Consider the following 24,154-nt stretch of genomic DNA (forward strand, 5'->3'; position numbering starts at 1 on the left):
CGGAGGTTTTCCCATGAAAATGCGAATCGGTCTGATTTTATTGGTGTTGTTTGCTCTGCTGGCATCGCCGCTCTGTGCCAGCGAAGTGCGCAAAGAGCTGACTGATGCGAGTACCCTGGCGAAAGTGATCGCCGATAACAAACTGCGAGTCGGCTTTTCCACTTTCGTGCCCTGGGCGATGAAGGATAAAAAGGGCGGTTACACCGGCTTCGAGATCGAAGTCGCCAAGCAGCTGGCGACCGATATGGGAGTCGAGGTTCAGTTCGTTCCGACCAAGTGGTCCGGTATCATCCCGGCGCTGCTGACCGGCAAGTTCGATATCATCATCGGTGGCATGGGAATCACCCCGGAGCGCAACCTGAAGGTGAATTTCTCCAACCCATACGAGTTTACCGGGATGTCGATTATCGCCAATAAAAAGCTGGCAGGCAGCAAGATGGGATTGGAAGCCTTCAATACTGCTGAGATGACAATCTCGGCTCGAATCGGTACGACAGCTGCGGCGGCCGCGAAGAAGTTTCTGCCGAAAGCGCAACTTCGACTGTTTGATGATGAAGGCCAGGCGCTACAAGAGGTGTTGAATAACCGTGCTGCTGCAATGGTCTCTTCACAGCCGTTCCCGGAGTTCCAGACGTTGAAGTATGCCGACAAAACCTATTTGCCGCTTGCGGGCAAAACCTTCACGAAAGAACCGATTGGTTTCGCCATCCGCAAAGGGGATATCGATTTTCTCAACTACCTGAACAACTGGGTTCTGGTCAAAAACTCCGACGGCTGGCTGCAGGAACGCTACGACTACTGGTTCACTACCCAGGACTGGAAGAGCCAGGTCGAATAGGAACAGATCCTCGTGATGATGCAACGGCGGCTCCGCTGGGGCCGCCTTGATACTTTTCTCTTGCTGCTGCTGATCTCCGTAGTCGGTTATCTCGGCTACCGGGTTGAAGCGGGCCTGGAGTACCGCTGGAACTGGTCGGTCATCCCCCAGTACTTGCTGCGTTTTGATGAAACTGATGGCTGGACTACGAACCTGTTGCTGCAGGGGCTGCTGACCACCATCCGGCTCAGTTTCTGGAGTCTGCTGCTTGCCTTGCCGGTCGGGTTGGCCGCCGGTCTGCTGCGCACCAGCCTGCACCTGTTCAATCGCCTGCTCGGCGGCACCTTTGTCACTCTGTTGCGCAACCTGCCACCGCTGGTGCTGGTACTGATCTTCTATTTTTTTCTCAGTGATCAGATTTTGCCGCTTCTGCAGGTTGGCGAACGCTTGGAGGCTGCACCTCAGTGGCTGAAAGCTCTTTCTGTCGTATTGCTCGCACCGGCTGATCAGCTTGAAGCTTTTCTTGCCGCGGTGATGACGCTGGCATTATTCGAAGGAGCGTACATCGGCGAAATCGTTCGGGCCGGAATAAACTCGATAGAAACCGGACAGTGGGAAGCTGCAAAGGCTCTGGGTTTGAGGCGTTGGCAACTGCTACGGTATATCGTGTTACCGCAAGCGTTCCAGAAGATGATCCCGCCGCTGGCCGGACAGGCGATCTCGACGATCAAGGATTCGGCCATCGTTTCGGTCATCTCGATTCAAGAATTAACATTTCAGGGGATGGAGCTGATGGCCGCCACCTACCTGACTTTCGAGGTCTGGATCACCGTTACCCTGCTCTATTTCATCCTGACCTTCAGCTGTTCTCAGCTGGCTGGATGGGTGGAACTGCGGCTACGCCGGAGCTATTGATAAAGCGGCAACACCGCCAGTCGTTGATCGATGAGCGACACCACTTCTTTGTAGCGTTCGGTATCGACATTGCCATAGCGGTCGATGAACTTCCTTTGGCTCAAACCTTCTTCCAGCAGACTGATTTTTGGAAAAAAATCGCTTTCGTGACTGATGGCCAGGATTCTCTGTTGAAACCTTTTGGCTTCCGCAGCGGAAGCTGTTGCACTTTCAGCAAAGTGCAGCCCACTGCGATCGGCGGCCAGATCGATAAAGCTGAAACCGCTACCGCCATTGTAAGCATCGAGCATCTCCTTGAATTCGCCAACGGCAAAACCGATCTGCACGTCTGATATCAGTTTGATCCCGGCCGAAACAAGGAAATGTTTCAGCAGGTCTCGCCGACCCGCCAGGGTATAGCGAGTGGTGCGGTTGCGGGGGAAGGGCTGTTCTGGATTCAGCAAGTAGCTTGCCAGTTGGCGAAATTCGCGTCCGCCGAGATAGATTGCCAACGCATAGAGCGCTGCCCGATTTTCCTCTAACGCAGAGTGGGTTCTGGATTGTTCCACCACTTGCAGGAAGAGCGGATTGATAATGTTGCCGAATGAGACATATCGTTCTGTCTGGCGGTTGTTGATGTTTTCCAGTTGATGCAGGTAAAAATGGATTCGTTTTAGTTCCTCACTGCTGTCGGGGTCACCGCGCATCTTTTTCAGCTGGGTAATCAGGCGGTTTTTCAGCGTTGCAAACTCCTGACCGGAACGGAAACCGATCTGCAGTTGGCCGGGAGAAAAAGAGATCCGCTCAACGGTGCCGAGCAGTTGGCTGCCGAGCTGGTCGCCACTGAGCAGATCAAGCCCGCTGCGGCCGAGAAGCAGTAATAGTGAGCCCGGGACGGGTATACTGCCTATTTTGCAGCTGCCCAGGTCCAGTCCCTGTTCGCTGGGTAAAATGGTCATTTTGAGATTGATGTACTCACCGAAAGGAGTTCGGGGTATTTTGAGAGAAAATGTTCCCTCCAGCTGTTTTTGCTGCAGGTTAAATCCTCCAGAAATATAGGAGGTTCCACGGGCAAGAAAGGAGATCGCTGCATTGAGATCATCAACCGCGACGATCAGCTCGGCCCGCCGGTTCTGTTTCAACATATCCCAGCTGTTCTGCAGCAACCTTTTGGTTCGTTGTGCATCAGCGATTTCGGGTGTGCGCGCAGAAGTCACGGTCGGCTGGTCGTCGATAACCTGGCTGATAACAAAGATCGGCAGAAGGATTGTCAGCAGCAGGCAGATGATAATGGTTTTTCGCAGCATCGGATTAAGAAATCTCTTTCGTTCAAATGTTATCGTTGTATTATCGACCATCAAGCGCGCTTTTTGAACCCCAACGGAAATATGAGGCGAATGATGAGAAAAGGACATATTTTTCTTGCTCTGCTGCTTTTACTCCTCTGCAGTTGCGCGACCCTTTCACCGGTTTTTGAACAGCCGCAGGTCAGTCTCAGCAGTATTCGCATGCTCCCGTCGGACGGTGTCCTGCCGCAGTTCGAAATCGGCTTGCATGTGATCAATCCCAACCGGGTGCCGCTGAAACTGTTCGGTTTAAGCTACGAGGTTGAGCTGGAAGGGCATCGGGTGTTGACCGGGGTTGCCAGTGAGCTCCCCTTGATCGGAGCATACGGGGAGGGCGATGTCCTGCTGCGGGCGACCCCCGACCTGTTCAGCACTATCGGCCTGTTTACCGAGCTGCTCAATCAGCCGCGCGAGCAGTTCAATTACAATTTTTCCGCCCGACTCGATGTCGGCAAGCTCCTGCCGAAAATCAGTGTTGAAAAATCGGGTTTAATCTCATTTCCTGTCAAAAACCGCTAAAATGCTGAATATGACTGAAGAATGCCCCTGTTGCAGCGGCAAGCAATATGCTGAATGTTGTGGCCCGTTTCACCGTGGCGAAGCTGTGGCGAAAACCGCCGAACAATTGATGCGTTCGCGCTTTTCCGCTTATGCCAAAAAAGACATCGATTATCTCTACCAGACGACGCACCCGAACAAGCGGGATGAAAATTTCCGGACCGAGATGGAGGCCTGGGCCAACCGGGCGGAATTCACCGATCTGGAAATTTTGGGGAAAAAGCAGGGCGGCGCTCTCGATAAAGAAGGCAAGGTTGAGTTTATCGCCTACTATCGCCAGTTTGGTGAGGAAAAACAGATGCACGAACTTTCCCGCTTCAAACGTTACCAGAAGCGTTGGGTCTATGTTGATGGTGTCATCGAATAAAAAAGACCGGTTTGGAGAAAAGCAATGGCCATCGAAATAGAGCGAAAATTTCTGGTGACGAATGATAGCTGGCGAGAGAATGCCATGGGTATCCTGTTCCGCCAAGGCTACCTCTCGGCCGAAGCGGATCGCACCCTGCGGGTGCGTCTTGAAGGGGATAAAGGCAAGCTGACGATCAAAGGGAAATCTCGGGGGATCAGCCGCAGCGAGTATGAATACGAAATTCCGCAGCAGGATGCCATGGAGCTGCTTGATAAGCTTTGTTTGAAACCCCTGATTGAAAAAACCCGCTACCGGGTTGAACATGCCGGAATGGTCTGGGAGGTAGATGAATTCTACGGCGCCAACGAAGGATTGATTCTAGCAGAGGTTGAGCTTGATTCGGAAGACGCTGAGTTTGAGCTCCCCGACTGGGCTGGGCAGGAGGTCTCTGATAATCCGCGCTACTATAATTCTAATCTGGTGAAAGATCCGTTTACCGAGTGGTAGCAGCGATGTGGAAACTGACGATTATTGCGAATAGTTTTCTGATGCTGCTTTTCTGGGTTTTTGCTGCCTTGCTGGCCGAGCCGGCCTACAATCATTTCGTCCAATACGCCGATGCCGATTTGCCGCAACTGCCGGCGCTGACCCAGTACGTGCTTACTGCCCGGCCGCTCTCACTTCTGCTGCCAGCACTCTGGGCCATGGGGTCTGTCTCTCTGCTTGTTCGCTTGCGCGAAAAAGAACCGGGGCAGCGTAGAGAATGGGTACAGCTACACAGCTCCGTGACCTTGATCGTGGGGCTGCTATTGCTTATTCTCTCTCTGACTGCGGGGATCCTGCCTTTTTTGAATATTGGCACCCCGCTATAAAGTTTTAGTCGAAGTCAGGGGCCCATCAGCATATCGTACTGGGTAAAGGCCATAATGGCGCCGAGCAGTATGCAAATGATGATCACCAGAATGATTTGTCCCTGAGTCATTTCAATCCCTCTTTTTCTGTATCAATCAGATTCAATGATTCCTTGCTGAAGCAACGTACTACGTAGCTGCTCAATCCGCTTTCTGTTGACACCGAAATCTGAGTAGCCGAGCCTTGCGGCAGAACGCACCGCAACAATCTTCTTCTCCGGTCGCAGGTGCAGCTCCAGATCATCGACAAACTTGAACACCTTGCTACGGCATTCAGCATGCAGGTAGTTTCTCTCCGCTGTGACTATTTTACTGCCGGGCAAATTTTCTACTTCCAGCCGAATTTGTTCCCAGGCCTCCTCCGGTGAACTATTCAGCTGGAATGGTTTGGTGTGATGGTTTGCGTCCTGCGCATCGCTGGAGACACAATTCGGGGATGATGGGCAGTCCGCCAGTTTTCCGCTGTGGACACCGATGTCGGTCGGCTTACCTACGCAGGCGGCAAGAAAAAGACAGGAAAGAATCGTCATGGTTTTATACCCTCTGCTGTATCGCAGCATTCTGTCTCCTTTTGGAAGTAACCGAGCGCAAGTTAAATGTTAACAGAAATAATGCAGTCAGGGGTGCTGGAAGATAAAAGAAAGAGCCACCCACTCGGGTAGAGTCACTCTTGCTGCATTGAACCTGCTTGACACTCCTATGATCCCATATTATTTTGCAAAATCCTTTAAATTTCAGACTCTTTTGAGGCAAGAAACATTTGTTTAGTCTTGCTGAACAGGTGCTTTTTGTAAACACTTTAGGATCACGCTTCAAGGTTTTGACTGGTTTCATAAACTCGTAGGTAATGGGTGCCATAGAGGTTTAATTTTTGCTCAGGAGATTTCAATTTATGAAGAGATTGCTTTGTTCCCTTGTTATCCTGCTGTTTGTCGCATCTATTCCGACCGCTGCCCTGGCAGCAAAGGTCAAGTTCGGCCACATTGCTCCCACCTTCCATGGCATGTCCAAAGGAATTGATGCATTTGCTGATTATGTCCGGGAGAAGACCGACGGTAAGATCGATATCGCGACCTTCCCACAAGGTCAGCTTGGCAACGAGCGTTCCATGGCATCGCAGGTTCAGTCCGGCAGTCTGCCGATTGCGGCCGTGACAACAGCAGTGCTGCAGAACTTCGTCCCGGAAGTGGCTATTCTGGATATGCCGTTTCTGTTTCCGAACCGTGCCACGGCCTACGCTGTTCTTGACGACGAGGCAGTCAAAGAGAAAATCTTTTCCTACCTGCCGAAAAAAGGTTTTGTCGGTATCGGCTGGGTCGAAAATGAAATCCGTGATTTTTCAAACACCAAGCGTCCAATACGTCATCCTGAAGATATCAAAGGCTTGAAAGTTCGGGTGATGAACTCCCCGGCTTACCTTGACACCTTCAACCAGCTCGGTGCATCGACTGTCGGGATTCCTTTCCCCGAGGTTTACAGTGCTCTGCAGACAGGTGTCATCGATGCGCAGGAAAATCCGCTGATGACTGCAGTGCTGATGAAGTTCCCGGAAGTGACCAAATTCGTGACCAACACCCAGCACGCTTTGACTGAGTGCATCATTGTCGTCAATCCGGATTTCTGGAATCGCCTGAGCCCCGAGTATCAGCAGATCTTCCGCGAGGCCGCTAAAATTGCCACTGATGTCAATCGCGCCCGCAACGTCGAGATTAAACAGAGCCTGCCCAAGCTTGAAATTTCTATTGAAGAATACTGCAAGCAGAATAATGTTGAACTGATCAATCTGACCGACGCTGAGCGGGAAGAATTCAGAAAAGCGATGATCCCGGTATGGGATAAATATCGCGGCATCATCGGTGATGATATTTTTGATTTCGTCCTCGCCAAGATTGAAGAGCATAAGCAGTAAGATTTAGATTGTTTTGTTTGTTCCCGTTCCCTGGAGCGGGAAACGGGAACCAACATCGGATCATCGAGGGAGGGGTATCGACCCCTCCCTTTCATTTGGTTGGCTGGAGCAGTAATGAAATCGGTATTCTCTTTCCTCGGTAAAGTTGAGGAACTGACCCTGAGTTTAACCTTCCTGGGGCTGGCCCTGGTTGCCGTTGTTCAGGTGTTCTGTCGCTATGCCCTTGATATCAGCTTTACCTGGTTCGAGGAGGCTGGGCGCTATATCGGAATTTTCGCCACCTTTCTCGGCGCAAGCCTTGGGGTAAAATATGGCTCCCACTTTGCCATGGACCTCCTGGTCAGTAACGCAAAACCAGTTGTCCGACGGATTCTGCAATTCGTGATCGGTCTGCTGTGCGGTAGCGCCATGCTGATTCTCACCCGTTACGGCTTCGACCTGGTGATCAAAAACTATAACTTCGGTAACACCTCTGCTGCCATGCAGATGCCGATGTATCTTGCCTACCTGCCAATTCCGGTTTTTGCTGGGTTGATGGGAATTCGTTTCTATCGCCAGGCCTGGCTTGCCCTGCTCGGTAAACCGTTGACAAACGGAGAGCAGAACTCATGATGACGACAATTGTTGGCAGCTTTGCGACCCTGATGCTGTCAGGGGTCCCGTTGGCGTTCATGTTGATCGTCGTGACCATGATTGCCCTGCATTTTTTTTCCTGGACCCCGCTGCAGGCAGTTGTTGAGCAGCTTTTCAACTCCCTTGATTCTTTCGTCCTCCTGGCCATTCCGTTTTTTGTTCTGGCCGGGGCAATCATGACCAAGGGAGCTATTGCCAAACGGCTGATTGCATTTATCAACTCTTTGGTCGGCTGGTTCCCCGGAGGGCTTGGTATTTCCGGTGTTCTCGCCTGTATCTTTTTTGCTGCTATTTCCGGTTCTGGGCCGGCAACGGTTGTTGCTATTGGCTCGATCATGGTGCCGGCGCTGCTGCAGGCAGGCTATCATAAGCGATTCGCAGTTGGCCTGATTACGACTTCCGGTTCGTTGGGAATTGTCATTCCCCCTTCCATCCCAATGATTCTCTACTGCCTGGTAATGAATGTCTCGGTTGCAGAAATGTTCATGGCAGGAATTCTGCCTGGACTGCTTATTGGCAGTGTGCTCATTTTCTACACTTATATGCGGGCTCGTAAATATGGCTGGAAAATCGACAAAAAACCGTCCTGGGAGGAAGTCGTCAGGACAGGGAAGGAAGGATTCTGGGCTATCTTGCTCCCTGTCATTGTCCTGGGTGGAATTTACAGCGGTATATTTACCCCGACAGAAGCGGCCGCGATCAGTGTTGTTTATGCCCTGATCGTTGAAATCTTTATCTATCGCGAGTGCACCATCTGGCAAATTCCGGGAATCTGCAAAGAATCATCGATTATGGCATCCTGCCTGCTGTTTCTGCTGGCGGGGGCCATGACCTTCAACTGGCTGTTGACCGCCGAAGAAATTCCGGCCATGGTGGCGCGCTTCGTTATGGATCACATTGACAGCCCCTGGATGTTTTTACTGGCCATCAACCTGTTTCTGCTGGTTCTCGGTTGTTTTATGGACAGTGTCAGCGCCGTGCTGATCCTGTCGCCACTGTTTCTGGATACTCTGGTCGGTTATGATATCGATCTGGTTCATTTCGGCATTATCATGATTCTCAACATCGAATTCGGTATGCTGACACCACCTTTTGGGCTCAACCTTTTTGTTTCCATGGGGGTGACCGGGGAAGACATGCGTACGGTTGTCAGGGGCGTCCTGCCATTTCTGCTGCTGCTGATCAGCTGTCTGTTCCTGGTGACGTACATCCCCGATCTGTCGCTGCTGCTGCCGAAGCTGTTTTTGAGGTAAGACGGTTATGATTATCGATATCCCCTGTCACCGCGAACAGGTCACTTTCGAAATACCAGTTCAGTATGAAGAGCGGGTCAAGGTTCTCGGTACGGCCAATAGTGCGTCGTCTGCTATCGGGGTGGCGGAGATAAAAGGCGCGCTCAGTTCGCCGATTGAGACTGCTCCGTTGGCGGAACTGGCCAGGGGGAGAATGTCGGTCTGCATCGTCATTTCCGATATCACCCGACCGGTTCCTAACAAGTTATTGCTGCCTCCAATTCTTGACACTCTTGAAACGGCGGGTATTTCGCGTGAAGCCATTACCTTGCTGATAGCGACCGGGATGCATCGTCCGAACCTGGGTGAGGAACTGGTAGAGCTGGTCGGCGCTGACATCGCGGAAAACTATCGAATCATCAATCATGACTGCAGGGCACAAGAGGACCTGCGCGAAGTCATGAAAATTGATGGTGCAGCGATTGAAATCAATCGGCACTACCTCGACGCTGATTTGAAAATCCTGACCGGCCTGATCGAGCCGCATCCTTTCGCCGGATTTTCCGGTGGCGGAAAATCGATCCTGCCCGGAATTTCCAGCTTTGAGACCATGACCTTCATGCACTCTTTCGCCCTGGTCGATCATCCCGATGTAGCCACTGCAAAGGTCGAAAATAATCCGTTCCGCCATCATGTCAACAGCATCTGCCAGACCGCCGGGGTCGATTTTATTGTTAACGTTATTGTCGATCATAGCAAACAGCCGATCGCGGTTTTTGCCGGTGATGTTCAAGCTGCTTTTGCTGCCGGTTGTGAAATGGCTGAACGGAATGCGGTGGTCCGGGTTGGAGAACCGGGCGACCTGATCATTACCAGCGCCGGGGGCTATCCCCTCGACGCGACCTTCTACCAATCGACCAAGGGATTGATTGCTGCCGGGGAGATCGTTCGTCCCGGGGGGACTTTGTTGCTTATTTCCGGTTGTTGCGAGGGACTTGGCAGCGAGAGCTACTGCCGGATCATCAACAGCGCCCAGGGATCACCGGCACAGTTCAGGGAAATTTACAGCGACCCCGATAATTTCGTCATTGACCAGTGGGGCGCTCAGGCCTATTTTCAGGCGCTGGAACGTGCAGGTCGGATTCTGCTGTACTCCCCCAACTTGACCCAGGAGCAGGTCGCTCCTTTCGGTATCACCCTGATCCATGAGCTGGATCAGGCCATTGCTGAACTCTGTGCCGCAAGTTGCCACATTTATGTCGTGCCGGAAGGTCCTTACGTCGCTTCGGTGCTTTAACCGGAAGCGGGATAATTGTTGTTTTATAGCAAGCTGTCAGCTTGAAGGTCGGAAGCAAAATGTCTTTACCCAATCATGTCTCTTTATTTTTAACCTGTTCCGCGGAAACCCTTTATCCGGATGTTGGACGGGCTTGTGTCAAGGTGTTGGAAGCGGCCGGCTTTACCGTCGAGTTCCGCCAGGAGCAGACCTGTTGCGGTCAGAAATGGTTAAACACCAACGAAACCCGCGAAGCAAAACTGATGGCCCGACATTTCCTGCAGGTTTTCGAATCGGCCGAGGTGATCGTCGCGCCCAGCTCCTCTTGTGTTGATACGGTCAGAAATCAGTATCCGGATCTTTTCAGCGATGATCCGGGATTGCACGCTCGCTTTGTCGCTTTGGGAGAGAAGACCTACGAGTTCTGTGAATTCCTCGATAAGGCTGGAATCCGCGAGCTGCCAGTACATCCGAACCCTGTCCCAACCACCTATCACTCGACCTGTCGGACCTTGCGCGGAATCGGTCTGCGTGGCGTTGCTGAAAACTATTTACAGCAGTTACTGGGTGATAGATTCATTGAGCTGCCGGAAAGCGAAACCTGCTGCGGTTTCGGTGGGACGTTCTCGGTTAAACTTCCAGAGGTTTCCGGCCAACTGTTGCAGGACAAACTGGACAATATCTTCAGCACCGGCGCCGAGGTTGTGACTGCTCTCGATCTGAGCTGTATGACCCATCTTTCTGCCGGGGCCAAAAAGCAAGGCCGCACGTTACGCTTTGCCCATCTTGCTGAGTTGCTTGCCGAAGCATTGGATGGAGCAGAACAATGAAACCGACTGCCACACGACATAATTTTCGTGCTGCCAGCAGCAGCGCCATCCAGAACAAGCGCGTACAAAAGGCGGTCCGCAATACCGCAGGTCTGCTCGCCCGGATGCGCGCGACCACGGTTAACACCAAGCCTGAATTCGAAGAGCTGCGCAACTGGGGACGAAACCGCAAACTGCTGGTTTCAGAAAACCTTGAAAAATGGGTTGCGCAATTCAAGGCCCAAGTCGAACAGCAGGGTGGCGTGGTTCATCGTGCCAAGGATGCCGCAGAAGCGGGGCGGATTATCAGCGAGATTGCCCGGGAACGAGGGATCACAGCTGCAGTAAAATCGAAATCGATGACCAGCGAGGAGGTTGGTCTCAACGACATCTTGCAGGATGCTGGTATTACAGTCACCGAAACCGATCTGGGGGAGTTTATCGTTCAGCTTGCCGGGGAGCATCCGTCTCACATCCTGGCTCCGGCGATCCACCGCAACCAGGATGACGTGCGCAAACTTTTTACCGAGAAGCTCGGGGCACCTGCTGATCTCGATGTCGAGGGACTGGTTCGTTTTGCCCGCAAAGTTCTGCGCCACAAGTTTCTCGAAGCCGGGATGGGGATTACCGGAGGCAACTTTGCTGTCGCCGATACCGGGACCGTGGCGATTGTCACCAACGAAGGGAATGGACGGATGTGTACCACGGTGCCCCCGGTTCATGTCGCCCTGGTTGGCATCGAGAAGTTGATCCCCAGCATTAAGGACCTGCCAGATTTTCTTTCCCTGCTCACTTGCTCGGCAACCGGGCAGCGGGCCTCCAGCTATATCAGCATGACAACCGGACCTCGGCGAACGAACGAAACTGAAGGCCCCGAAGAGTTTCACGTTGTTCTGCTTGATAACGGCCGGAGCAGCATCGCTGCCAGTCCCTGGCGAGAGATGTTGCATTGCCTGCATTGCGGCAGCTGCCTGAACCATTGCCCGGTTTACCATGCCGTTGGCGGTCACGCTTATGAATCATCCTATCCGGGGCCGATGGGCAGCGTGCTGTCGACCTTGCTCTGGGGTAAGCAGAGTTACCCCGAGCTGGCGAATGCCTGCACCCTCTGTGGCCGGTGCGTGGACGTCTGTGCTGTCAAGATTCCTTTGGCCAACTATCACCGGACCCTGCGTCATCAGGGTGGCAGCAATAGTCAGACATCGTATTTAGCTGCCCGACTGGCATCTCATCCTGGCGCCTATCGCCGAGGCATCCATGCGCTTCGTCGCATGCTGCGGACGCAGCCGCTCACTAAAGTACTGCCGAAAATCAATAAAAGTGTGGCGAATTGGCAGAGCTGCCGCGTGCTACCTGTGGCCGGAGAGGAACAGCCATTCCGCGACTGGTGGCACCAGCATCAGCCCAAAGGTCAAGCTCCCAAGCTGAAGCGTGTGGAAACAAAAGAGGTACCAAGCGTCCCAGAAGATAAGAAGGCAGGAACAGCCGATCGCGAAGAATTGCTGGCTCTCTATCGGCAACGTGCTGGAGCGCTGGGAGTCGAAATTGTTGAGACGTCGGTGGCCGAACTTTCCGGACTGATCGGCAACCTGCTCAAAGATGAGTCTGTCTCCTCTGTCGCGCTCCCGCGTGCTGGCTGGCCACAAAAGTTGGATGAGCGAGTCGCTGAAATTCTGGCTGGGGCTGATTGTCAAACTGTCAGCTGTGAAGATGAAACCGGCTGGAATATGGCTGCGCTGGCCAACGCGCAGCTGGGTATCACCTACAGTTCAGCTTTTCTGGCGGAGACCGGTTCGCTGATCTACCCGGCAGGTGCAGGCAATGGAACCCTGGCGTCTCTTTTGCCCGAGGTTCATCTGGCCATCAGTGCAAGCTCGACGTTGCTGTCAGATCTCAATGCCTATTTCAAGAATGAGGCTGGTCCGCTGCCATCACGGCTGACACAAATCGCCGGACCCAGCCGGACCGGGGATATCGAGGGGACCATGACCGTTGGCGTCCATGGTCCGCGACGGGTAATTCACTGGATACTGAGCGATCTAGATACAGGACAGTGAAAAGAGAAAGGGCCCTTCGTTATTGAAAGGCCCTTCCTGTTTTACTGTGTTCAGATGCCGATTATTCAGCCATCACGAACTTGCCATCTTTCACCTGAACGATGACCATTGAGTCGACGCCAAGACCGTTGTGATCCTCCGCGGTCAGGTTGTAGGTACCCGAAATACCAATGTAGTTCTTGGTGTTTTCGATCTCCTTGCGCAGCGCTTGCGGCTCGGTGCCGACCTTCTTGATCGCATTGGCAATCATCATGATCGCATCCCAGGCGTAGCCGGAGTGTGTGTTGATCGGGAACTGCTTGTCGTAACCCTTCTCCTTGTACAGCTTGATGAATTCGAGGCTGACCTCTTTCTGCGGGTCGCTGTCAGGCAGCTCGTTGGCGACCATCAGTTTGGTGGCCGGCATCCTGTCCCCTTCGCTGGCAGCGCCGGCTAGTTCTATGTATTTCGGATCAGGCAAGCCGTGGCACTGGAACAGCGGAAGTTCGATGCCGAGCTGGACCTTGTTCTTGGCGATAATCGAGCCGGCCGGTCCGGTCGTCCAGGCAACGATCGCCTGCGGGTTCTGGTTCTTGACCTTGGTCAGCTGTGCAGTCATATCGGTATCGCGGGTACCGAAAGATTCCTCGGCGACCAGCTCGATTCCGTACTGCGGTGCAAGTTTTTTCACCCAGCGTGCACCGTCTTTGCCGAAACCGTCGGTTCCAGTCATCAACGCGATCTTGGTCATTCCCTTCTCCTTCAGGTAGATCAAAAGTCGCTCGACAGCAGTACCGTTGCGTTGCGGTGATTTGAAAATCCATTCGAAGGAGCCGAATTTTCCGCCCATGATGACGGGATCACCGCCGACCGTCATGACAATCGGAATTTTGGCCTGGTCGGCAATCTTTTTCACGTTCATGCCGGTGTCGGTCAGGGTTGGGCCGACAATCGCGACAACCTTATCCTTGTAGATAAATTTCTTGGCAATCGAAGCTGCTTTTGCCGGGTTGGCTTCGGTGTCACCAATTTCCAGCTCGAGCATTTTTCCGTTGATGCCGCCTTCGCTGTTGATTTTTTCAACGACCATCTCAGCGACCAGTTTGGTCGGTGTGCCGATAAAGGATGCTCGGCCAGAGAGGTCGAAAAAGGCACCCAGCTTGATGGTGTCAGCAGCCAGCAGCGGGCTGGCGATAATCAGCAGACAGGTGAGCAGTACAATGATTTTGCGCATAATCTTCTCCTCCATGTAATTTTTTAAAGGCGAACCTTGTATCCGCCCGAATCGAGTATCAGACAATCTCGTCCTGAATCCGGTTATCGAACACCCGCTGGCTCTTTTTTTCTGAACGGGGCAGACTTGAATAGTCGACCAGCTCTACTTCCGCGGAGACCAGCAGCTGTTTTTTGATCTGGTGCTTTACCTCGTGGGTCAGCTCCGGGCTGCGTTTGGCATCAACCCCTTCGGCGCGTTCGACAACTAACCGCATTTGTCCACGTTCCGATTCGTCGCGGGTGAGATGTATCTGGTATTCGGAGCCGAGGCCCGGAACCGCTGAAAGGATGGTGTCGATGCTGGATGGATAAATATTGACGCCACGGAACTTGATGGTGTCGTCGGAGCGACCTTTGATCCGTGAATGACGAGGCAGAATACTGCCACAGCTGCATTGACCGGGGATGATCCGGGTGATGTCGCGAGTGCGGTAACGGATCAGCGGCGCGCCCTCCTTGCAAAGCGTGGTGACCACCATCTCACCCCATTCACCTTCCGGCACCGGCTGCAGAGTCTCCGGATCAAGGATTTCGAGGATGTAGTAGTCGCCCCAGTAGTGGATGCAGTCGTGCTCTGAACACTCGATGCCGGTGCCGGGACCGTATAGTTCGGTCAGACCGGTGATGTCGAAAAGCTCGGCGCCGCCAAACAGTTCGGAGATCTTTTTGCGCATTGAGCGGCTGGAGCGTTCCGAGCCGTAGATGATCTTGTTGACGGCAATCTTGTCAGCGATGCCGCGCTTGTGGATCTCTTCAGCCATCAGCAATGCCATCGAGGCGGTTGAGCAGAACACCGTCGACTGGAAATCGAGCAGGAACTGGATCTGCATGTCGATGTTGCCCGGGCCGACCGGTACCGCCAGTGCACCGATCTTTTCGCAGCCAAGTTGAAAACCCATGCCGGCGGTCCAGACACCGTAACCGACAGCGATCTGCACCCGGTCAAGCGGGGTGACGCCGGCCATCTGGTAGCAGCGGGCAAAGAAGTCGGTCCAGTCGTCCAGATCCTTTTGCGTGTAGCAGAGCACCTTACGTTTACCGGTGGTGCCGGAGGATGCATGCACCCGGACGATCTGCTCGAAAGGGACCGAGCGCAGCGGGAAAGGGTAGCCATCACGCAGGTCGTCAGCGGTGGTGAAAGGCAGTTTTTTCACGTCATCGAGGCATTGAATCGAATCGGGAGTCACCCCGGCGGCATCGAAACGCTCACGATATTCGGCAGAGCCCTCGTAGGCGTGACGTACGGTCCACTGCAAGCCTTTGAGCTGGTGTTCCTGCAGTTCCGCTTCAGTTTTGAAATCGGGCATGAAGTTCTGTTGACGCATATCTGGTTTCTCCAAACGGATATTGGTCAGTCCGGCAGCACCGAGACGGCTTGCCGCGGGATTCTCCTGACTTGCGGCACCGAGAAAAGCGGACCGCAGGATCGGGTCGTTGAGCAGTTCGTCGCTCTTGCCCTGCTCAACGATTTTGCCGTTGGCCAGCAGGTAGGCACGGTCGGAACCGGAGAGCGCGCGGGCGGCATTCTGCTCCACCAGCAGGATCGTGGTGCCACTGCGACTGAGCTGATGGATAATCGCAAAAATTTCATCAGTGATGATCGGGGCAATGCCGAGACTCGGTTCGTCGAGTAGCAAAATGCGTGGCTTCGCCATCAGCGCCCGGCCGATCGCCAGCATCTGTTGCTCACCACCGGAGAGGGTGCCGGCCAGTTGCAGATGTCGTTCTCGCAGTTTCGGAAAACGATCGAATACCTCTTCGATTCGCTCAGCTTCCTCGGCTTTTGACAGCTTCAGCGGAATAGCTCCCAGTTGCAGGTTCTCCCGTACCGACAGTTCCGGAAAAACCTCACGCCCTTCCGGTGAGAGCGCCAGCCCCAGCCTCACCATCTGCGCCGGGTTTTTCCCGGTAACCGGTTTGCCATCAAGCAGGATTTCGCCGCCAGTCGGTTTGACCAGCCCCATCAGGCATTTGAGCAGGGTGCTTTTGCCGGCGCCGTTGGCACCGACCAGCGCCACGGTTTCGCCCGTTGAGATTTCGAGATCGACACCGAACAGCGCCTGGGCGGCACCGTAGTGGGCAGTCAGGTTGTTAATTTTCAGCATCAGGCTGTTGCCTCCATCCGTCCCAGGTAGGCTTCAAGCACCAGCGGATTTCGCCGTACCTCCTCCGGTGTGCCGGTGGCGATACATTTGCCACTGTCGAGCACTACTACCTGGTCAGCGATCTCCATGACCAAGTCCATGTCGTGTTCCACCAGCAGCATAGTGTGACCCGCGCTGCGCAGCAGTCTCAACTGCTCGCCAACCTCAGCCGTTTCTTCAGCGTTGAGCCCTGCGACCGGCTCGTCGAGGAGGAGAAGGTCGGGTTGGCTGACGGTGGCGCGGGCCAGTTCGACCCGTTTTTTATCGCCGTAAGCAAGAATTCCGGCAGGCCAGTCGGCTTTATCGCTCAGGCTAAACCGATCAAGCGCTTCCATTGCCCGCAGTTTCAGTTGTCGTTCGCGGTGGCGCAGGTAGGGGAGCCGCAGCATCGCCATCAGCATTGAGCTACCTCCTTCGCAGGTCAGCCCCGTCAGCACGTTGTCGAGCACTGTCAACCGCGGAAACAGCTTCAGGTTCTGGAAAGTCCGGGCGATACCGAGCCGGGCGACCTGGTGTGCCGGTAACGCAGTGATCTTTTTCTGCTGGAAAGAAACCGTACCCTTGCTTGGCTGCAGCACACCGGTGGTACAGTTGATCAGGGTGCTCTTCCCTGCTCCGTTCGGTCCGATCAGCGCAGTGACAAGACCCTGTGGCACCTCAAAGCTGACATCGCTCAATGCAGGCAGACCACCGAAGTTTTTACTGACATTTTCAAGCTTCAGCATCTTTTTGCCTCCGCAGCGCCAGTTTTGTTTTTCCTATGTCGATCAGCCCGGTGACCAGTCCCTGTGGCAGGAACATGAGGACCAGCACCAGGATGCCACCATGGACGAAGTCCTTGTAGGTTTCAAACAGGTCCATCCATTCCGGCAGCAGGGTGATCAGGGCGGCACCGAACAGTGAACCCCAGATCGAGCCCATTCCGCCGATCACGACCATGATCACCATGTCGGTCGCGGCGAAGATGTCGAAGGAGTCGGGACTGACAAAACTGTATGTGTGGGCGAACAGGCTGCCGGCGAAAGAGGCAAAGATTGCCGAAAGGACAAACACCTTCACCTTGGCGTTGCGGGTATTGACTCCCAGCGCCGCTGCTGCGGTTTCATCTCCAGCCAACGCTGCCAGCCCACGGCCGACTCCACTGCGCACAAGGTTCAGAGAAAACAGCAGGGCGAGCATGGCAAAAGTCCAGATCAGGTAATGCAGGCTGACCTCATCCCAGAATTCATATTCGCCAATCGACAGCGAGGGAATCCCGGAAAAGCCGCTCGGTCCGCCGGTGACCTCATCCCACTGCAGCAAAATCGTGTGAAAGACGAAGTTCATCCCGAGGGTCGCCATTGCCAAGTAGTGGCCGGAGAGGCGCAAGATGGGAATACCGATCAGCAATGCTACCAAGGCAACGAGAACCGCAACAATGACCATTGCCAACCAGGGATTGACTGAAAAATTGACCGTAGCGATCGCAGATCCGTAGGCACCGAGTCCGAAAAAAGCGGCATGGCCAAGAGATATTTGACCGGCATAACCGATGAACAGGTTGAGTCCGAGGACGACAATAGAATAGATAGCGATCAGGTTGGTGATGCCAAGTGTGTAAGGGTTGTCTTCGACCAGCGGGAACAGCAACAAAAGCAGCGACAGGGCGGTCACCCAGAGGCCGGTGCGATGCAAAGTGATGAAATAAAGTATTTTCTGTTTGCCGGTCATTGGAGGTCGCTATCCGTTCAAGCCTTTTTTAAAGGCTTCCAGGTTTTGTTCGACAAACTTCTTCGGCGCCAACTGACGAATCGCTTCCTCACACTCTTCTTCAGTGCAAAACAGCGCCTTCTTTTTTATCGCCAATCCCAATAGCACCAGGTTCGACAGCACCGGGTTGCCCATTTCGCGGGCGATGCATGCGGCATCAATCCGCTCGCCTTCACCATCTCTTTCAGTGCTGATAACCAATTTGCCATCAGCCTTCAACAGCCCCTTGTGCACCGGCAGGTTCGCGTCCCATAGCAGCAGGCCAATGTCGGCCTGACCGGCCCGAATCAGTGGGCTGGCGAAGTCGCCGACCTTGATGGTCGAGAGCACGGTGCCGCCACGCTGGGCCATGCCGTGGGTCTCCGAGGTCAGTACCGGGATGCCGCGGTTGACTGCAACCTGGGCGATGACGCGGGTGAGAAACAGCACTCCCTGGCCGCCGATACCGCTGACGATGATCTGCTGTTTCATCACTTCTCCTCCTTGACGATGGCATCGACCGGGCAGACCGGGAGACAGGTGCCGCAGCCGATGCAGCGATCCTGATCAACCAGCGCGACATTCTGCTCTGTATCGAAGATCAGCGCCGGGCATTCGAAGGCGTTGGTGCACTTGCGGCAGCCGATACATTTGTCGTTGATGGTGATAATCGTCGAGTCCTGTGCTTTACGCACGCTCGGGTCCATGATGCAGCCGTGGCGCGAGATCAGCACCGCAACGCCCCCCTCGGGGCTGCGGATGTAATCGTCGGCTTGTTTGAGTAGTCGTTCGAACTGCTGGTGATCGTAGGGATCGCAGGTTTCGAGGAAATCGACCCCACTTGCTTTGACCAGTGGTTCGATGGCGATCGCCTTGGTTTTCTTGCCGCCGGCGGCAACGCCCATGTGAGGTACCGGTTGACCGCCGGTCATGGCAGTGGTGGCGTTGTCGAGGATGACGACGATGATCCGCGCCTGCTGGACCACGGCATTGACCATTGCCGGGATGCCGGCGTGGAAGAAGGTCGAGTCGCCGATGGTCACCACTACGGTCGGGAAGTCGCCGTCCTGGGCGTAAGTCTGGTAAAAACCGGCTCCTTGGCTGATACAGGCGCCCATGCAGTGCACGGTGTTGACCGCGCCCAGGTTCATCCCCAGGGTGTAGCAGCCGATATCAGAGGGGAAAATCCCTTGCGGGAAACATTTTTTGATGCTGTAGAAGGCGGCACGATGCGGGCAGCCGGGGCAGAGAGAAGGACGCTGGCCGCGTCGCTCGTCCGCCAGCTCGGCCGGTTGTTCCAGTTCGAGGAAATCGGCCAGCACCTGATGCAGCACGTCCGGCACTAGCTCGCCTTCACGGGGAACCGCGCCGGTCTCTTTGCCGACCGCGCCCGGGTGGGCGAGTTGTAGTTCGATTACCGGGTAGGTCTCTTCCAGCACCAGCACCCGGTCGTAATCCTGATGCAGTTGCTGCTTGAAATTCGGGCTCAAGGGATAGGGCATCAGCACCTGATAAAGGTCGATCTGGCCAGCTAGGCCTAATTCTTCCAAAAGGTCGACCAGGTTACCATAAACGATGCCTGAAGCGACAAGCGCGGTGCGGGGTTGGCTGCCGTTACCCGGAGTCAGTTTCGGCTGCCAATCGGATTCAATGGCGATCTTTTCCAGGTTTTCGTTCAGCTTGCGGTGCAGCGCCGGAAGGAATGCCGGAGTTGCGCACCAACGGGCCGGATCTTTTTGGAAATCGGCTTTGCGCTCCAGTTTGACCGGTTCGCTCAAAGCGACGTTTTGCCGCGAGTGGCAGATGCGGGTGGTCGGTCGAAGCACGATGTTCATCTCGTATTTTTCCGCTAGCTCGAAAGCAGCCGGGATCAGCGTCTTGGCTTCGGCCGGGCTGGCCGGATCGATGACCGGGACGCGTCCCTGCAGGCAGAACAGCCGGGTATCCTGCTCGTTTTGCGAACTGTGTGGACCGGGATCGTCGGCGACGATGGTCAGCATGCCACCCTTAACGCCGAGGTAAGCGGTGCGCATGAAGGGGTCAGCTGCGACGTTCAGGCCGACCTGCTTCATCACTGCCACCGAGCGTTTTCCACTGTAACTGCCGGCCAAGGCGACTTCGAAAGCGATTTTTTCGTTGACCGACCACTCGATGTGCAGCGGTTCGACGGCACGTTGCTTATTGTCGATGACCGCCTGCAGAATTTCGGTGGACGGAGTCCCCGGATAGGCGGCGGCTATCTGGCACCCGGCTTCGATCAGTCCCTGGCCGATCGCTTCGTTGCCCATCAGTAATTTGATTTCTTCGTTCATTTCTTAACCTTTATTTGCCAAGCAGCCCTTTCGGGCGAACAAACAACACCAGCAACAGCACGGCAAAGGCGACCACATCCTTGTACGCGCTGGAGAGATAGCCGGCCGAGAGTGATTCCAGCAGGCCTAGTCCGACCCCGCCGAGAATAGCGCCGGGGAAAGAACCGAAGCCACCGAGGATTGCAGCAGCGAATCCTTTTAAGCCCAGCAGTACACCGACGTCGTAATTCAATGTTGTGATTGGTGTCACCAGCACCCCGGCCAGTCCACCGAGGGCACCGGCGATGGCGTAGCTGGTCAGGCGGATGCGTCCGGCGGGAATGCCGACCACCGCAGCAGCGGTGGTATTGCTGGCGACAGCACGCATCGAAAGCCCCAGCGGTGTACGATAGAAAAACCACATCAACAGGGCGATAGCAACGACCGTCAGCAACAGAATCCAGAGCGCCTGTGGCAGCACCGTGGCACCGAGAATGTTGATCGGCTCGTCCGGGGTCAACGGTGGCAGTGCCATACGATTTTTGCCCCAAACCAGCTTGATGATGCCGCGCAGGATGATCGACAGACCGACGGTGAGGAAGATCAGCACCAAGTGATTGTCGGAGCGGGCCGGGCGCAGGCCGAAACGTTCGACGATCATCGCTACAAGGCCGACCCCGGCGACTGCCAGCAGCAGTCCCGGAACCATCGGCAGGCCAAGGGCGAACAAGGCGGAGAACATCAGCATACCGCCCAGCGAGACGAAATCGACCTGAACGAAGTTGACGATCCCCATGGTGTTATTGACGACGCAGAAACCGAGGGCGATCAATGCGTAGATCGCACCGCTGGTCAGGCCGGAAAAGCTGAATTGGAGAAAATCCTGAAACATCTTCCTGTAATAAACTCCTGCGTCGATACCCGGTTCAGGAGCTACAGAAGCGGCGGCGCATGGCGAGAAAAGTGTTGACTTCTTTTTTCTCTGTACTAATGTACTAGTACATGGAAGCGAAGATAAAACACCTCGATAAGTTAGTCAATCATTTGCTGGACATCGATTCACCGGAAAAGATGGAGCGGGCGCTGTGTGCTTTGCTGACCTATGGTGAGCTGGCAGATGTTGCCAATCGCCTGCAGATTATCGAGATGCTGCAGCAGGGGGTACCGCAGCGTCAGATTGCCGAAAAACTGGGGGTGGGTATCGGCACCGTGACGCGTGGTTCACATCACTTAAAACGCCACGGCTACCTTTAACGTGGCGAAACTCTTGCCGGGTCAAACCAGCAACATCCGGTCCGAAACAAACTCTTCTCCGCGCACCGCGTAAAATTTCTCCAGCAGATCCTCAACCGTCATTCGGCTTTTTTCATCACCGGAAACATCGAGAATGATCCGGCCAGCGTGCAGCATGATCAGCCGGTTGCCCAGCTGCAGCGCCTGGCGCATGTTGTGGGTGACCATCAAGGCGGTTAAATGTTGTTCAGCAATCAATTGCTCGGTCAGTTCCAGAACCTGCAGGGCTGTTTTCGGATCGAGGGCGGCAGTGTGCTCGTCGAGCAGCAGAATTTCGGGTTTAACCAGAGTTGCCATCAGCAAGGTCAACGCTTGTCGCTGTCCACCAGAGAGCAGGCCGACACTGTCTTTCAGGCGGTTTTCCAGGCCGAGGCCGAGTTGCGAGAGTTGCTTGCGGAACAGGTTCCGATCACTGCGTTTAACTCCCTTGTTCAGGCCGTGTACTCTGCCGCGTCGGTTGGCCAGCGCCAGGTTCTGCTCAATAGAAAGAGGCCCACAGGTGCCGAGCAAAGGGTCCTGAAACACCCGGCTGATCAGGGTGGCGCGCTGGTGTTCCGGCCAGCGGGTGATTTCGCGTTCCCCGATTTTTATCTGACCGCTGTCGATCGGGTAGCTTCCGGCCAGGCAGTTGAGCAGGGTGCTTTTGCCGGCCCCGTTGGAGCCGATAACAGTGATAAAATCACCCCGGCGTACCTGCAGGTTGACGCCCGCCAGCGCGAGGACTTCGTTGACGCTGCCGCGGTGAAAGGTTTTTACCAGATCCTGGATTTCAATCATCGGCGCAGCACCTTTCTCCGTAGTCCCGGCAAGGTCAGAGCGATGACAACCAGCAGGGCTGTCAGCAGGTTGAGATCACTGGGGGTGAACGAGAAATTGCCAAGTTTCAGGCTCAAGGCCAGCGCGATTGCAAGGCGGTAGACGAGTGAGCCGAGTAGCGCCGCCAAAAGCGCCCGGCCAATGGAGCGGTGGCCGAATAAGGTTTCCCCGACGATGACCGAAGCCAGCCCGGCGACGATGGTGCCGACCCCCATGTTCACGTCCGCCGCCCCCTGGCTTTGGCAGAGCAGTGCCCCGCTGGCGGCAGCAAGTCCGTTGGAAAGCCCAACGGTGAGAATAATGATGCGGTCGGTGTTGACCCCCTGACTGGTGATCATCTGCTTATTAGCCCCGGTTGCCTGCATCGCCAGGCCGAACGCTGTATGCAGCAGCCAGAAAAGAAGCAACAGAGCGAGAACAGAGAGGATGCCGAAGAGAAGGGGGGCCGCGTTGAACATGCCGACTCCGGCGTTGGTGAGTGGCTCGAGGACCGTCGGTTTGCCGAGCAGGGTCAGGTTCGGGCGCCCCATCACCCGCAGGTTGATCGAGTAGAGAGCGATCATTGTCAGAATCGATGCAAGCAGGTGAAGAATGCCGAATTTCGTATTGAGGATGCCGGTCACCATTCCGGCGCAAAAACCGGCAGCCAGAGCGAACAGCAGGGACACAAAGGGGTCGATCCCGGCGCTGATGGCAACGGCAGAAACGGCAGCCCCCAGCGGGAGGCTGCCGTCAACAGTCAGATCGGGAAAATCAAGCACCCTGAACGTCAGGTAGACGCCGAGGACAAGGAAGCCGTAGGCGAAACCCTGCTCCAGGGCACCCATGAACGCAAAATAGGTCATTCGATGATTTTGTCCGCTTTTTTCAGAATCGCTTCGGGAACCTGCACGCCCATTTGCGCAGCCGACCCCGGGTTCAGGTGGATCTGGAATTCGCGCAGAGTTTCCACCGGCATCTCGGCGGGCTTGGCTCCCTTGAGGACACGTGCGACCATCTCTCCGGTCTGCCGGCCCATCAGATAGTAGTCGACAGCCAGCGCAGCGATGGCGCCACGAGCGACCGAATCGACATCGGCAGCGAAGATCGGCAGCTTGGCCTGGTAGCCGATCTGGGTGATCGCTTCGAAGGCGGAAACAACCGTGTTGTCGGTCGGGATGTAGACCGCTTCACTGCGGCCGATCAGGCTTTTGGCGGCCTGAAAAACGCCAGCGGAATTGCTGACAGTTGCTTCTTCAACCTGAATGTTGCGTTTGCTGGCTTCTTCTTTAAGGACCCGTACCAGGGTAACGGAGTTTGCCTCGCCCGAGTTGTAAATAACACCGAGGTTTTTCAGGTTGGGCATGAATTCGAGGATTAACTCCAGCTGACGGTCGATCGGACTCATGTCGGAGGTGCCGGTCACATTGCCGCCCGGTTTTTCCAGCGACTGAACCAGCCCGGCGCCAACCGGATCGGTGACAACCCCGAACACCACCGGAATCTCCTTGAGCACTTGGGCACATGCCTGGGCAGTCGGGGTTGCGATACCGACGGCGACATCCGGTTGTTCGCCGAGGATCTGTTTGGCGATCAGGTTGGCGGTCGCGATATTCCCTTGGGCGATGTGGTCGTGATATTGCACATTGAAGCCCTGTTCTTTCAATTCGTCTTTAACCCCCTGACGTGTGGCGTCCAGCGCCGGGTGTTCGACAATCTGATTGAAAGATACGGTGTAGCCAGCTGCGAGGCCGGCTTGTGCCAGGATCAGGCAGAACAATCCCGCCAAAAAAAGTATTCTTTTCATATAATCAACTCCTGTCATGGTATTAAAAGCAGAGGGTAATCTACTCCCGCG

The 24,154-nt window shown here is 54.9% G+C and carries 25 protein-coding genes; 13 read left to right on the plus strand and 12 right to left on the minus strand.

Features of this window, described 5'->3' with window-relative positions:
• Window positions 1–13 precede the first annotated feature (13 nt).
• Entirely contained in the window at window positions 14–838 is an 825-nt protein-coding gene (locus BUB13_RS12690; RefSeq protein WP_072909139.1) for a transporter substrate-binding domain-containing protein, read from the plus strand.
• Between the two features lie 15 nt (window positions 839–853).
• Window positions 854–1,732 carry an amino acid ABC transporter permease gene (locus BUB13_RS12695; protein WP_072909140.1) on the plus strand — a complete coding sequence of 293 codons (879 nt, stop codon included), beginning with the start codon at window positions 854–856 and terminating at the stop codon, window positions 1,730–1,732.
• Here the strand turns inward: BUB13_RS12695 and BUB13_RS12700 are convergent.
• The gene (locus BUB13_RS12700) at window positions 1,726–3,018 is read right to left on the minus strand and encodes a hypothetical protein (protein WP_072909141.1); all 1,293 of its coding nucleotides are present in this window, start codon (window positions 3,016–3,018) and stop codon (window positions 1,726–1,728) included. The two genes, BUB13_RS12695 and BUB13_RS12700, sit on opposite strands and share 7 nt — an antisense overlap.
• Before the next feature lie 93 nt (window positions 3,019–3,111).
• Here BUB13_RS12700 and BUB13_RS12705 point away from each other — a divergent pair, with 93 nt between their 5' ends.
• The 4 genes from BUB13_RS12705 to BUB13_RS12720 are packed head-to-tail and all read left to right on the plus strand — an operon-like array spanning window position 3,112 to window position 4,836.
• Window positions 3,112–3,576 carry an LEA/WHy family protein gene (locus tag BUB13_RS12705; RefSeq protein ID WP_244151871.1) on the plus strand — a complete coding sequence of 155 codons (465 nt, stop codon included), beginning with the start codon at window positions 3,112–3,114 and terminating at the stop codon, window positions 3,574–3,576.
• A gap of 1 nt (window position 3,577) precedes the next feature.
• Window positions 3,578–3,982, plus strand: coding sequence for a YchJ family protein (locus BUB13_RS12710; RefSeq protein WP_072909143.1), 405 nt, complete (start codon window positions 3,578–3,580; stop codon window positions 3,980–3,982).
• 24 nt (window positions 3,983–4,006) lie between these two features.
• A complete protein-coding gene (locus BUB13_RS12715; RefSeq protein WP_072909144.1) occupies window positions 4,007–4,471 on the plus strand; it encodes a CYTH domain-containing protein in 465 nt (154 codons plus the stop codon).
• Between the two features lie 5 nt (window positions 4,472–4,476).
• Window positions 4,477–4,836, plus strand: a complete 360-nt coding sequence (locus BUB13_RS12720) for a hypothetical protein (protein WP_072909145.1) — start codon at window positions 4,477–4,479, stop codon at window positions 4,834–4,836.
• A 131-nt stretch (window positions 4,837–4,967) separates the two neighbouring features.
• Here the strand turns inward: BUB13_RS12720 and BUB13_RS12725 are convergent, their stop codons facing one another.
• Entirely contained in the window at window positions 4,968–5,435 is a 468-nt protein-coding gene (locus BUB13_RS12725) for a DUF1499 domain-containing protein (RefSeq protein WP_244151872.1), read from the minus strand.
• A 332-nt stretch (window positions 5,436–5,767) separates the two neighbouring features.
• Between BUB13_RS12725 and BUB13_RS12730 the strand changes: the two genes are divergently transcribed.
• The 6 genes from BUB13_RS12730 to BUB13_RS12755 all read left to right on the plus strand — a co-directional run bounded on the left by BUB13_RS12730 (window position 5,768) and on the right by BUB13_RS12755 (window position 12,791).
• Window positions 5,768–6,784, plus strand: a complete 1,017-nt coding sequence (locus BUB13_RS12730; RefSeq protein WP_072909146.1) for a DctP family TRAP transporter solute-binding subunit — start codon at window positions 5,768–5,770, stop codon at window positions 6,782–6,784.
• Window positions 6,785–6,898: 114 nt separating this feature from the next.
• Window positions 6,899–7,396 (plus strand): TRAP transporter small permease, encoded by a 498-nt coding sequence (locus tag BUB13_RS12735; protein ID WP_072909147.1) that lies wholly within the window; start codon window positions 6,899–6,901, stop codon window positions 7,394–7,396.
• Window positions 7,393–8,670, plus strand: a complete 1,278-nt coding sequence (locus BUB13_RS12740) for a TRAP transporter large permease (RefSeq protein WP_072909148.1) — start codon at window positions 7,393–7,395, stop codon at window positions 8,668–8,670. Before BUB13_RS12735 ends, BUB13_RS12740 begins: the two co-directional genes overlap by 4 nt.
• A 7-nt stretch (window positions 8,671–8,677) precedes the next feature.
• Window positions 8,678–9,946 carry a nickel-dependent lactate racemase family protein gene (locus tag BUB13_RS12745; RefSeq protein ID WP_072909149.1) on the plus strand — a complete coding sequence of 423 codons (1,269 nt, stop codon included), beginning with the start codon at window positions 8,678–8,680 and terminating at the stop codon, window positions 9,944–9,946.
• A gap of 59 nt (window positions 9,947–10,005) precedes the next feature.
• Entirely contained in the window at window positions 10,006–10,755 is a 750-nt protein-coding gene (locus BUB13_RS12750) for a (Fe-S)-binding protein (protein WP_072909150.1), read from the plus strand.
• Window positions 10,752–12,791 carry a LutB/LldF family L-lactate oxidation iron-sulfur protein gene (locus BUB13_RS12755; protein WP_072909151.1) on the plus strand — a complete coding sequence of 680 codons (2,040 nt, stop codon included), beginning with the start codon at window positions 10,752–10,754 and terminating at the stop codon, window positions 12,789–12,791. Before BUB13_RS12750 ends, BUB13_RS12755 begins: the two co-directional genes overlap by 4 nt.
• Window positions 12,792–12,852: 61 nt before the next feature.
• Here the strand turns inward: BUB13_RS12755 and BUB13_RS12760 are convergent, their stop codons facing one another.
• From BUB13_RS12760 to BUB13_RS12790, 7 genes are read right to left on the minus strand one after another with little or no spacing between them, the layout of a single operon-like run.
• A complete protein-coding gene (locus tag BUB13_RS12760) occupies window positions 12,853–14,004 on the minus strand; it encodes an ABC transporter substrate-binding protein (protein WP_072909152.1) in 1,152 nt (383 codons plus the stop codon).
• A gap of 58 nt (window positions 14,005–14,062) precedes the next feature.
• Window positions 14,063–16,150: an ATP-binding cassette domain-containing protein gene (locus tag BUB13_RS12765; protein ID WP_072909153.1), complete on the minus strand. Its 2,088-nt coding sequence runs from the start codon at window positions 16,148–16,150 to the stop codon at window positions 14,063–14,065.
• Window positions 16,150–16,914 carry an ABC transporter ATP-binding protein gene (locus BUB13_RS12770; RefSeq protein ID WP_072909154.1) on the minus strand — a complete coding sequence of 255 codons (765 nt, stop codon included), beginning with the start codon at window positions 16,912–16,914 and terminating at the stop codon, window positions 16,150–16,152. Before BUB13_RS12770 ends, BUB13_RS12765 begins: the two co-directional genes overlap by 1 nt.
• Window positions 16,901–17,899: a branched-chain amino acid ABC transporter permease gene (locus tag BUB13_RS12775; RefSeq protein WP_084092083.1), complete on the minus strand. Its 999-nt coding sequence runs from the start codon at window positions 17,897–17,899 to the stop codon at window positions 16,901–16,903. The genes BUB13_RS12770 and BUB13_RS12775 overlap by 14 nt, the downstream gene beginning before the upstream one ends.
• 9 nt (window positions 17,900–17,908) lie before the next feature.
• The gene (locus BUB13_RS12780) at window positions 17,909–18,409 is read right to left on the minus strand and encodes a 2-oxoacid:acceptor oxidoreductase family protein (protein ID WP_072909155.1); all 501 of its coding nucleotides are present in this window, start codon (window positions 18,407–18,409) and stop codon (window positions 17,909–17,911) included.
• A complete protein-coding gene (locus BUB13_RS12785) occupies window positions 18,409–20,229 on the minus strand; it encodes a thiamine pyrophosphate-dependent enzyme (protein ID WP_072909156.1) in 1,821 nt (606 codons plus the stop codon). The genes BUB13_RS12780 and BUB13_RS12785 overlap by 1 nt, the downstream gene beginning before the upstream one ends.
• Before the next feature lie 10 nt (window positions 20,230–20,239).
• Window positions 20,240–21,100: a branched-chain amino acid ABC transporter permease gene (locus BUB13_RS12790; RefSeq protein ID WP_072909157.1), complete on the minus strand. Its 861-nt coding sequence runs from the start codon at window positions 21,098–21,100 to the stop codon at window positions 20,240–20,242.
• 110 nt (window positions 21,101–21,210) lie between these two features.
• Between BUB13_RS12790 and BUB13_RS12795 the strand changes: the two genes are divergently transcribed.
• A complete protein-coding gene (locus BUB13_RS12795; protein WP_072909158.1) occupies window positions 21,211–21,462 on the plus strand; it encodes a Trp family transcriptional regulator in 252 nt (83 codons plus the stop codon).
• Window positions 21,463–21,483: 21 nt separating this feature from the next.
• Here BUB13_RS12795 and BUB13_RS12800 read toward each other — a convergent pair whose 3' ends face one another.
• Genes BUB13_RS12800 through BUB13_RS12810 form a run of 3 tightly spaced genes read right to left on the minus strand, consistent with a single transcriptional unit; the run spans window position 21,484 to window position 24,103 of the window.
• Window positions 21,484–22,278, minus strand: a complete 795-nt coding sequence (locus tag BUB13_RS12800) for an ABC transporter ATP-binding protein (RefSeq protein WP_072909159.1) — start codon at window positions 22,276–22,278, stop codon at window positions 21,484–21,486.
• On the minus strand, window positions 22,275–23,162 hold the full coding sequence (locus BUB13_RS12805) for an ABC transporter permease (RefSeq protein WP_072909160.1): 888 nt from the start codon (window positions 23,160–23,162) through the stop codon (window positions 22,275–22,277). Before BUB13_RS12805 ends, BUB13_RS12800 begins: the two co-directional genes overlap by 4 nt.
• The gene (locus BUB13_RS12810; protein ID WP_072909161.1) at window positions 23,159–24,103 is read right to left on the minus strand and encodes an ABC transporter substrate-binding protein; all 945 of its coding nucleotides are present in this window, start codon (window positions 24,101–24,103) and stop codon (window positions 23,159–23,161) included. The genes BUB13_RS12805 and BUB13_RS12810 overlap by 4 nt, the downstream gene beginning before the upstream one ends.
• Window positions 24,104–24,154: the final 51 nt, after the last annotated feature.

Source organism: Malonomonas rubra DSM 5091, from assembly GCF_900142125.1.
Classification (GTDB): domain Bacteria; phylum Desulfobacterota; class Desulfuromonadia; order Desulfuromonadales; family Geopsychrobacteraceae; genus Malonomonas; species Malonomonas rubra.

Excerpts from the sequence above, each read along its gene's own strand:
- BUB13_RS12810 (WP_072909161.1), bottom strand. The coding sequence starts at position 24,103 with ATGAAAAGAATACTTTTTTTGGCGGGATTGTTCTGCCTGATCCTGGCA.
- BUB13_RS12735 (WP_072909147.1), top strand. The coding sequence starts at position 6,899 with ATGAAATCGGTATTCTCTTTCCTCGGTAAAGTTGAGGAACTGACCCTG.
- BUB13_RS12795 (WP_072909158.1), top strand. The coding sequence starts at position 21,211 with ATGGAAGCGAAGATAAAACACCTCGATAAGTTAGTCAATCATTTGCTG.
- BUB13_RS12715 (WP_072909144.1), top strand. The coding sequence starts at position 4,007 with ATGGCCATCGAAATAGAGCGAAAATTTCTGGTGACGAATGATAGCTGG.
- BUB13_RS12740 (WP_072909148.1), top strand. The coding sequence starts at position 7,393 with ATGATGACGACAATTGTTGGCAGCTTTGCGACCCTGATGCTGTCAGGG.
- BUB13_RS12755 (WP_072909151.1), top strand. The coding sequence starts at position 10,752 with ATGAAACCGACTGCCACACGACATAATTTTCGTGCTGCCAGCAGCAGC.
- BUB13_RS12690 (WP_072909139.1), top strand. The coding sequence starts at position 14 with ATGAAAATGCGAATCGGTCTGATTTTATTGGTGTTGTTTGCTCTGCTG.
- BUB13_RS12765 (WP_072909153.1), bottom strand. The coding sequence starts at position 16,150 with ATGCTGAAAATTAACAACCTGACTGCCCACTACGGTGCCGCCCAGGCG.
- BUB13_RS12750 (WP_072909150.1), top strand. The coding sequence starts at position 10,006 with ATGTCTTTACCCAATCATGTCTCTTTATTTTTAACCTGTTCCGCGGAA.
- BUB13_RS12720 (WP_072909145.1), top strand. The coding sequence starts at position 4,477 with ATGTGGAAACTGACGATTATTGCGAATAGTTTTCTGATGCTGCTTTTC.
- BUB13_RS12705 (WP_244151871.1), top strand. The coding sequence starts at position 3,112 with ATGAGAAAAGGACATATTTTTCTTGCTCTGCTGCTTTTACTCCTCTGC.
- BUB13_RS12770 (WP_072909154.1), bottom strand. The coding sequence starts at position 16,914 with ATGCTGAAGCTTGAAAATGTCAGTAAAAACTTCGGTGGTCTGCCTGCA.
- BUB13_RS12745 (WP_072909149.1), top strand. The coding sequence starts at position 8,678 with ATGATTATCGATATCCCCTGTCACCGCGAACAGGTCACTTTCGAAATA.
- BUB13_RS12780 (WP_072909155.1), bottom strand. The coding sequence starts at position 18,409 with ATGAAACAGCAGATCATCGTCAGCGGTATCGGCGGCCAGGGAGTGCTG.
- BUB13_RS12775 (WP_084092083.1), bottom strand. The coding sequence starts at position 17,899 with ATGACCGGCAAACAGAAAATACTTTATTTCATCACTTTGCATCGCACC.
- BUB13_RS12800 (WP_072909159.1), bottom strand. The coding sequence starts at position 22,278 with ATGATTGAAATCCAGGATCTGGTAAAAACCTTTCACCGCGGCAGCGTC.
- BUB13_RS12725 (WP_244151872.1), bottom strand. The coding sequence starts at position 5,435 with ATGCTGCGATACAGCAGAGGGTATAAAACCATGACGATTCTTTCCTGT.
- BUB13_RS12710 (WP_072909143.1), top strand. The coding sequence starts at position 3,578 with ATGCTGAATATGACTGAAGAATGCCCCTGTTGCAGCGGCAAGCAATAT.
- BUB13_RS12785 (WP_072909156.1), bottom strand. The coding sequence starts at position 20,229 with ATGAACGAAGAAATCAAATTACTGATGGGCAACGAAGCGATCGGCCAG.
- BUB13_RS12805 (WP_072909160.1), bottom strand. The coding sequence starts at position 23,162 with ATGACCTATTTTGCGTTCATGGGTGCCCTGGAGCAGGGTTTCGCCTAC.
- BUB13_RS12700 (WP_072909141.1), bottom strand. The coding sequence starts at position 3,018 with ATGCTGCGAAAAACCATTATCATCTGCCTGCTGCTGACAATCCTTCTG.
- BUB13_RS12790 (WP_072909157.1), bottom strand. The coding sequence starts at position 21,100 with ATGTTTCAGGATTTTCTCCAATTCAGCTTTTCCGGCCTGACCAGCGGT.
- BUB13_RS12730 (WP_072909146.1), top strand. The coding sequence starts at position 5,768 with ATGAAGAGATTGCTTTGTTCCCTTGTTATCCTGCTGTTTGTCGCATCT.
- BUB13_RS12695 (WP_072909140.1), top strand. The coding sequence starts at position 854 with ATGATGCAACGGCGGCTCCGCTGGGGCCGCCTTGATACTTTTCTCTTG.
- BUB13_RS12760 (WP_072909152.1), bottom strand. The coding sequence starts at position 14,004 with ATGCGCAAAATCATTGTACTGCTCACCTGTCTGCTGATTATCGCCAGC.